The sequence below is a fragment of the Rhodoblastus sp. genome, assembly GCF_052145335.1.
Taxonomy (GTDB): domain Bacteria; phylum Pseudomonadota; class Alphaproteobacteria; order Rhizobiales; family Beijerinckiaceae; genus Rhodoblastus.
This window is the reverse complement of sequence record NZ_JBKQOU010000124.1, coordinates 1-7,336: the sequence shown is the minus strand read 5'-3', so window position 1 is coordinate 7,336 and position 7,336 is coordinate 1. Positions and strand designations below refer to the sequence as shown.

Sequence of the window (7,336 nt, the reverse complement as noted above, 5' to 3'; positions counted from 1 at the left end):
TTGGCGCGCCCGCGGCCTGGGGCGGTTTCGACGGTCATTTTGCCGTTTCAAACGCTATGCGTCAACACTATCGATAAGCTATCCTTATCGATAGTGAGAAGCCGCGCCAAACAGTTGCGCCTATGATGGAAGTAAAAGCTATGATAGCTTCGCTGTAGCGAAATATTTTCAAGGAATGCAGGCGGTTGAAAGCCGACGCAAAAATTGTCGAAATGCTCGATTGGGGGAAAATCTATGCCCCTCTGGCGCAGGCTGAGTGTCGGTTTTGCTTAGAAACTTCAATTTGAAACGCTAAGCCAAAAATCGCAAACAGGGTTTTAATTTACCGCTTCAACGCCGCCCTTCAGTTGCCCTTTAATTTTAAGCTCACAACCCGGCCGCCTTGGTGAGATTGACCTTGAAGCGGTCGCGCTTTCGTTGGTAGCGCCGCGTCATCTCGGCGCTGGCGTGGCCGAGGTGCTTTTGCACATGCGCCTCCTCGATCTGGGCGGAGGAGGCGAGGCCGGCGCGCAGTGAATGGCCGCCAAAAGCCTTTTTCCGCTCGCCCTCGGTCAGATCGCCGCGAATTCCCGCCCGCATCGCGGTTTTCTGCACCAGGCGCGCCACATGTTTGTCAGTCAAACGCTCTGAGGCGACGCCGCCGTTTTTGCGCGCGATCGGTCGGAACAACGGCCCGTGCGCGATCCGGCCGAGACGCATCCATGTTTCAAGCAAGGCGACGGGGCAAGTCTCGGGCCGCGAGCCGCGGCCGATTTCAACTTCGCGCCAGCCGGTCTTGCCATTGATCGAAAGGATCGCGCCGCCTTCGAGGATTTCGATCCAACCAGTTCCGTCTTCGCTCTCACCTGGCCCGCAGTCGAGGCCGACGATCTCGGAGCGCCTTAAGCCTCCCGCGAATCCCAGGGCGAGGATCGCGCGGTCGCGCAGGCCGCGCAGGTCCATGTCGAGCATGGCCAGCATGGCGAGGAGCTCATCGGCGAAAATCGCCTCCTTTTGCGCCGGCGGACGGGCGTGGCGGCGGCGGATGCCGGCGAGCACCGTCGCAATGTGGCGGTCTCGCGAGTCGAGCGGTTCGCCGAGTTGCCGATAATGCCAGCAGATGCCGGAAAGACGGCGCTCCAGCGTGGCGACGCTCGTTGGCCGCGCGCCGCGGCTCGATTCATCGGCGCAGGCGGCGAGGTAAAGGCCGACCGTCTGCGGGTCGGGCGGCGACGGGGCAAGACCGTGGCGGCGCAGCCAGGAGGAAAACATCCGCCAATCGGCGTCATAGGCGCGCTGCGTGTTTTCAGCGCGCGCCGCCCTTGCGTAACCCTTGGCCGTCTCGGCGAGAGCGGCGAGTGGCTCTATGCGCGCGAGGCGGGAAGAGGGGAGCACCGCCTCGACTTCGGTCGATGTTTCTTGTTCGTTCTCATTTTCCCGACAGCTCGAAAGGCCGGAGGAGGGGTCGTTTGCGGGGTTTTGCTCTGGCATTGCTGGGGTTCCAAAATATGTCCGATAAAGTAACATTATCGGACATATTTTTCGCCTGACAAGTCCGGCGGATTTTACGCCATATGAGCTGACAAAGCGCCGTCATCTGCTAAGCTCCGACATGCCTCGATTCGCGCCTTCGCGTCCGCTCTCCGATCCGCAACTGGTCGACGCTTCGGCTGACGCAAGCCCGCGCCGCCGCCATTCCCGGCGCGAGGCGACGCCAGAGGCCCTTGCGAACCCACTGACTCAACTTGTTTTTCCGTCCTGGGCGAGAGCAGACGAAAAATCCCCAGGCGCCGCCGACCCACAAAAATTCGCGGCCGAGTCCTTCTTTGCGGCGGGCGCCGGCCTGGCGTTGCTCGACCGGGTTTTTCGCGAAAACCCGCCCTTCGCCGGAACCTTGCGCCAGCGCCTGGCGCTGCGCGCGGCTGGCGTTGCATCAAAAATTCTGCGGCTGCGCGAAGACGAGGGCGATTTGCGCGACGCCGAACATCTGAGCCTGGCGGGCGCCGACCCCGGCCGGGCCGGCCGGCTGCACGCTCTCTGGCGCATGCTCGCAGTCCGATCAACGCGGCTCGACGACGAGGGTGTCGCCCGCATCCTTGCCCTCATTGACGCGCCGCCGACGATTGACGCCGCCGGCGTCGCGGCGGCCTGGCAAAATGCCGCGACAAAACAGCGCAATCCGCTGGCCGCCGCAACGCAGGCGGCGCTCTTGGTCACACAGACGCTGCCAGACGCCATGAGCGCTGAAGCCGAGATCCTGGCGTTATGGGCCGCCGATCTGACCCTGGCGAAGAGCTTGGGCTGGGAGCGGCCGGCGCCGCTGCTGGCGATAAGAATTTTGGATCCGTCCCTGCGTCGCGGGCCGAACGGCAGGCGGCCGCGGCCCGGCGATCCGAACTGGCCAGAAATTTTGGCGCAGGCCTATGCGCTCGCCGCCGGCGACGCCCACGCGCTGGCCGCCGATTTGGCGCGGCGCTCCGCCAAATTGCTGGCGCTTGCGCCAAAACTGCGCGCCAAAGGCGCAGCGCGCGTGATCGAGCTTTTGCTCGCCGACGACGCCGTGAGCCCGGCGCGCGCCGAAAGAATCGCCGGGCTTTCGGATCGCGCCGCGCGCCGGCTGTTCGATCGTCTGGTCGCATTGGGCGCCGTCCGCGAGCTTTCGGGCCGATCCAACTTTCGCATTTACGGTTTGTGAGGGCGCGCATGGCTCGTCCCAACAAGCGCGAAAGGGCGGATCGGTTCGACGCCGAACTCGACGATTTGCCTGAAGGCATGCGCTGGCGCGAATGGATGGGCCGCGTCGAGGCGGCGATTTTTGCGTCCACCATTCCCGTAACGCGCGAAAAACTGGCGATGCTGGTAGGCAAGAGCTGCAAGCTTGACGAGCTGATTGGCGACATCGCCGATGAATTGCGCGCCAGGCCCTATGAACTCGCCTTTGTCGCCGGCGGCTATCAGTTCCGCACCAAATCCCGTTTCGCCGATGCGATCCGCGCCGCCTGTTCGAGCGATCTTCGCGACGCCGGCGCGCCCGAACTGACGCCGACCGAACTGCTCGCCGTCACCGCCATCGCCTATCTGCAGCCCGCCACCCGCGCGGACATCTCGCGCCTGGCCGGCAAGGAAATCAGCCGCGACGTCATCGCCCGGCTGAAGCGTCACGATTTGATCGACGCCGGCCTGCGCGCTCCTGAACCCGGCGCGCCTTTCGCCTATGTCACGACGAAGAAATTCCTGCAGGTGTTTGGCCTCGGCACGCTGCGCGACCTCGCCAATATCGAGCAGATGGAGGAGGAAGGGATGCTTGAGCGCCCGCAGCCCGAAACCGAACTCGACGCCGCCTTGGGCCTTGACGACGATGAGGACGAATTGTTCGACGCGGATTTGGATTATGAAGCAGCCGAGGCCGAAGACCCGGCGGATGAAACATAGGCGCCCGAGCCGCCGCGTTCGCGCAACTCTCGTCGGGCGCGAACGGCGCCATAGGCCGACAACAATGAACGCAGATCCGCGGCGTGGACGCGGCTTTTGCCAATGCCCGTCCTCGGACGATCGTCGTTGTCATTGGGCGACAGCCAGGCCAGCCGATGCGGCGGCGGTTTGAGCGCCGGCGTCGCTCCGCCCGCCCTGACGAAGATTCCTCGCCAGCTGGCGATCACGGCGTCACGGTCGGCGCAAAGATGTTTTTGCAACCGTCGATCCGTACCGCGCGCGAGTCTCGCGACGCAACGGAGCCGCTCAAGCGTCGACAGTCGCGCAAACTTAAGATGGCTCGGTGAATTTTGCAGCGAGGGCAGGGCGCTAATCCGCTCGATGAGCGCGCTTTTCTGCAAAAAGCCTTTTGTCGCCTCCAGCCGAATCAGATCGTCGATCAGCTCCGCCGCCTTGCGCGCCGCCGGCGTGAGGTCGGGCGCCGCGGCGCGTCGTAGATCGAAGCCGCAAACGGCGCAGTGGCATTGCGGGAGGAGCGCGCGTTGGTTGAAGGGCGCGAGACCTTGGGCGCAAGATGGACAGCGATCGAGCAAGGCTCGCCGATGGCGCCGGCAGGTCATGACGCTGGCGCGGCGCCACGCCCGCCGGAAATAAGGGTTTTCGTCCTCGGCAAGGCAGCTTGGGCAGAATTGCAGCCAGGTCGCGCCTGTGCGATCGGCTCGGGCCTGTCGGACGGGCAAAAGCAGCGGTCGCCATGGCGCGGCGCCGATCGTCATGGCCGCGATCCGATCGCGGCCGGCGCCGGTTTGACGATGCAAGAGGTTCAGCACGAACTCCGGCAAGGCGAGATCGAGCCGCGCCGACCATGCGCCGGAGCCGAAACCAAGCCCTTCCCCGACAAGATTGGCCCCGAAATGGCGCGGCGATACGCCGTGAACGAAAGCGAGGCGATGCAGCCAGCTCGACAGAAGCTCGTCGTGCGCCGGGACCACCCGCGCCGGCCAGCGCTCGGGCGCCAATGTCGCGAGACGCGGCTGCACTTCGATCGCCAGGCCGGCGTGTTCGCGCATTGACGACGCCTACAAAAGGTCTTGCCGCAGCGCCGCCCGGCGGCGCAGCGACAGCGGCGTGTAATCGAGCGTTTCGAGCGTTCGCGGCGTGATCCGTTCGCCGCCGTCATGGACCGCGAGAATGGCGGCTTCGCTGAGAATGCGGACTGTCTCGCCGATCAGCCCCTCGGACAAGGCGAACACTCGGCGGGCGATCGGCTCTTGCGACAGTTCGGAAGGATAGGCGAGCGGCAAGGCCGCCTCCAGCGTGTCGAGCAAAGCGAGATAATTCTCGCCATAGCGCCAGCGCGGCACGGGCAGGGCTTGAAACCGGCTCGCCATTTCGGTCGTGGCGTTGATGTGATCGTAGACGGCGACCTCGCCGATCAGCACCGGCGAGACGTCGTATTCGCGGCCAAGGCGTCTGAGAAACGCGAAGATCGCTTCGACGTCGCGCGCTCGACCGCGCAGCGCATTGTGGAATTCGTCGAAGATCAGGACGCGGGGCCGCAACGCCTTGAGCAAGGCGTCGACCTGTTCGGACAGACGCGCCACCGAGCGCAGGCCGCTCGCCGGCGCGCCCAGCCCCGAAATCAGGCTCGCATAGAAATGCGCCAGGCCGGTTCCCTCGCGCGTCTGCGCCACCCAAACCCTGCGTTCCGGCGCGCTGTCCATATGCTGCAGGACGAAACGTTCGGCGATCAAGGTTTTGCCGTTGGCGTAGGGACCGACCAGCATCAGGCCGTCCGTGCGCAGAGTCGCGGGCCTGTCGAGCAACCCTTGAAGGCGTCGATGCGCCGCGAGGGCGGCGTCGGTGCCGATCCAGCGGGGCGCGCGGATGAAGGCGATGCGTTCCGCTAGCGGCGCCGCCAAGACCGGCCGCACATGTTCGAAGAGGTGCTCCGCCACCGGCTCACCAGTTCTCGACCGGCAGCAATCGTTTGGCCCGAGCGGGGTGAGGCGCCGGGGCCTCGACCGCCGGCTCCATTGTTTGGTGAGGCTTTGGAGCCTCCGCCGCCTTCGCCGCGCGGAGCGCATCGCGTCGTTCGGCTTTCGAAGCGCGCGCCGTGTGGGTCCTGGACGTTCTCGCCGTTCCCACGATCTCGCCGATTTCGCGGGCGATCGCAACTTTTTCCGTCGCCGTGCGGGCTTGCGCCGCCCGTCGTTCGCGGCGATCGCGCAGATGCTCCCATAACGTCACCGAGCTCGTCACGCCGTCCCGGCGCGTCGCGACGCGGAACACGGCGTCGCCAGGGTCGCGAAGATAGATGCGGCCGATGTCGCGGGGATCGTATCGGATTTCGAGTTTGCCAATCCGGTCTCGCTCCGGCACGAAAACGCCGAGCCAGGGCGCGCAATAGTGCAGGGCGAAAAGTTCGACGCCTTGTGGCGTCAATCGTCGGCGCACGCCCGGCAGGAAATTGAGCAAGACCGCCTCGGGAGCGTCGACGACTTTCGAAAGCTCGGCGCCATGGGCGCGCCATTCGCTGAGCGGGACTTTCAGCGTCTTCTCGTTCATCTGGCCGTTGTGATCGATGACGGCGAGCGCGACGCAGCGTTCGAGATCGGCGAAGGTCAGGCAAGCGCGCTTTTCGGAGGGGTAGCCGTCGCGGTCCTTGACGGAGCGGCCGGTGGCGCCGTCATATCTGCCAATCACGCCATTGAGTTTTCCGAGCAGGCGTTCGACCACGCCGCCCTCGTGAACCCGGCCTCGGTTGCGGAGCCGGATCGATACGCCATATTCGTCGCAGCCTCTTTGGAACGCCGTTCCCTTGAACTCTTTCGCCGAATCCGCCACGATTTGCTTGGGCCGTCCGAACGTCGGCCAATCGTGCGCGACGCCGCGCGTCGCGAGCCAGGCTTCTTTCGGGCAGATGGCGTGGGCGAGGCATAGCGCCACCGAGAGCGTGCTCGGCGCCTCGATCGTCAGGCAAAAGCCCAGAATGCAGCGCGAAAAAACGTCGACGAGAATAGTCAGATAGGCGCGGCCAACGAAGACGCCGGCGCCGTCGATCACCTCGACGAACTGGATGTCTGTCGGGGTGTGGTCGATTTGCGTCACGGCGAGCGGCCGGGGCGCACTGATATAGCCCGGGCGTGGTTTGAGCCGGCGCAGATGGTTTGGATTGGCGGAGCGCCGCTTGGCGATTTCCTCCGGAGAGAACAAGGCGGCGGCCCGGCTGCGGACCGTGACATAAGATGGCGGCCGCAAGCCGGCCTCGTGGCAGCGCGCCCTTATTTCGCAGACGACCGGCGCCAGTGGCGGCGCCTCCAGAACCATCCATTTTTCCTGCAACGTCGCCGCGATAATCGCCTCGGCGTCGCCGGCAAGCCGCTTGCGGCGGGCGGCGCCTTTGCGCGCGAGCAGCGCCGAAACCGTATGCTCTTCCCGGTATCGCGCGAGCAGCATATAAATTCGCCGGGTCGAGAGCCGCAGTTCGCCGGCAGCGCGGGCGACCGCCGTCTTGCGCGGTCCCGGCGCCTCCAACACCTTGTCCAGTTCGCGCGCGATCCGTTTGGCGTCACGCCAATTCTCATCGTCGGCAGGACGCATGGTCGCCGCTTGGCGCGGGAAGCCCGAGTTGAAAAGTGGCATGAAACGGTTCCGGGATTGAAGTTTTAAAGCAAAAGCGCAGCTAAAATAACGACCGAACCTGAAGCAATGGTGACGCTTTAGCTGGTTGAAGTTTTAAATCAAAACCGACACCGAGGACGCACTCGCCAGGCTCGACGAGCGGCTGCGCGGGAGTCCGATTCGCGCCGGCTGGGTTTCTCGCACGCATTTTGCCGACGCCTGCGCTTCGCTGTGGCTCGACGGAGAGCTGGCGCATTTGGAAGACCTCGTCCTGCATGACGCCCACATGGACATTCGCACG

6 protein-coding genes and 1 pseudogene are annotated in these 7,336 nt (G+C 64.8%); 3 read left to right on the top strand and 4 right to left on the bottom strand.

The features are described 5' to 3' along the window. Window positions 1-366 precede the first annotated feature (366 nt). A complete protein-coding gene (locus tag ACLP2E_RS08490; protein ID WP_442465671.1) occupies window positions 367-1,470 on the bottom strand; it encodes a tyrosine-type recombinase/integrase in 1,104 nt (367 codons plus the stop codon). Window positions 1,471-1,591: 121 nt separating this feature from the next. Here ACLP2E_RS08490 and ACLP2E_RS08485 point away from each other — a divergent pair, with 121 nt between their 5' ends. Together ACLP2E_RS08485 and scpB are read left to right on the top strand one after the other, a co-directional pair. Further along, entirely contained in the window at window positions 1,592-2,674 is a 1,083-nt protein-coding gene (locus ACLP2E_RS08485) for a DUF1403 family protein (RefSeq protein WP_442465670.1), read from the top strand. Window positions 2,675-2,682: 8 nt separating this feature from the next. Continuing rightward, complete coding sequence (gene scpB, locus ACLP2E_RS08480; protein WP_442465669.1) at window positions 2,683-3,411, top strand: SMC-Scp complex subunit ScpB; 729 nt, start codon at window positions 2,683-2,685, stop codon at window positions 3,409-3,411. On the opposite strand, the gene ACLP2E_RS08475 is transcribed toward scpB, so the two are convergent. The 3 genes from ACLP2E_RS08475 to ACLP2E_RS08465 are packed head-to-tail and all read right to left on the bottom strand — an operon-like array spanning window position 3,369 to window position 7,056. Then, a complete protein-coding gene (locus ACLP2E_RS08475) occupies window positions 3,369-4,481 on the bottom strand; it encodes a TniQ family protein (RefSeq protein WP_442465668.1) in 1,113 nt (370 codons plus the stop codon). The genes scpB and ACLP2E_RS08475 overlap by 43 nt on opposite strands. Before the next feature lie 9 nt (window positions 4,482-4,490). Continuing rightward, window positions 4,491-5,369, bottom strand: coding sequence for a TniB family NTP-binding protein (locus ACLP2E_RS08470; RefSeq protein WP_442465667.1), 879 nt, complete (start codon window positions 5,367-5,369; stop codon window positions 4,491-4,493). A gap of 4 nt (window positions 5,370-5,373) precedes the next feature. Further along, window positions 5,374-7,056 carry a Mu transposase C-terminal domain-containing protein gene (locus tag ACLP2E_RS08465; RefSeq protein ID WP_442465666.1) on the bottom strand — a complete coding sequence of 561 codons (1,683 nt, stop codon included), beginning with the start codon at window positions 7,054-7,056 and terminating at the stop codon, window positions 5,374-5,376. A gap of 97 nt (window positions 7,057-7,153) precedes the next feature. Here ACLP2E_RS08465 and ACLP2E_RS08460 point away from each other — a divergent pair. Further along, window positions 7,154-7,336: pseudogene (locus tag ACLP2E_RS08460) on the top strand (RHE_PE00001 family protein); the annotation flags it as partial.

Excerpts from the sequence above, each read along its gene's own strand:
- ACLP2E_RS08475 (WP_442465668.1), bottom strand. The coding sequence starts at position 4,481 with ATGCGCGAACACGCCGGCCTGGCGATCGAAGTGCAGCCGCGTCTCGCG.
- ACLP2E_RS08485 (WP_442465670.1), top strand. The coding sequence starts at position 1,592 with ATGCCTCGATTCGCGCCTTCGCGTCCGCTCTCCGATCCGCAACTGGTC.
- ACLP2E_RS08490 (WP_442465671.1), bottom strand. The coding sequence starts at position 1,470 with ATGCCAGAGCAAAACCCCGCAAACGACCCCTCCTCCGGCCTTTCGAGC.
- ACLP2E_RS08465 (WP_442465666.1), bottom strand. The coding sequence starts at position 7,056 with ATGCCACTTTTCAACTCGGGCTTCCCGCGCCAAGCGGCGACCATGCGT.
- scpB (WP_442465669.1), top strand. The coding sequence starts at position 2,683 with ATGGCTCGTCCCAACAAGCGCGAAAGGGCGGATCGGTTCGACGCCGAA.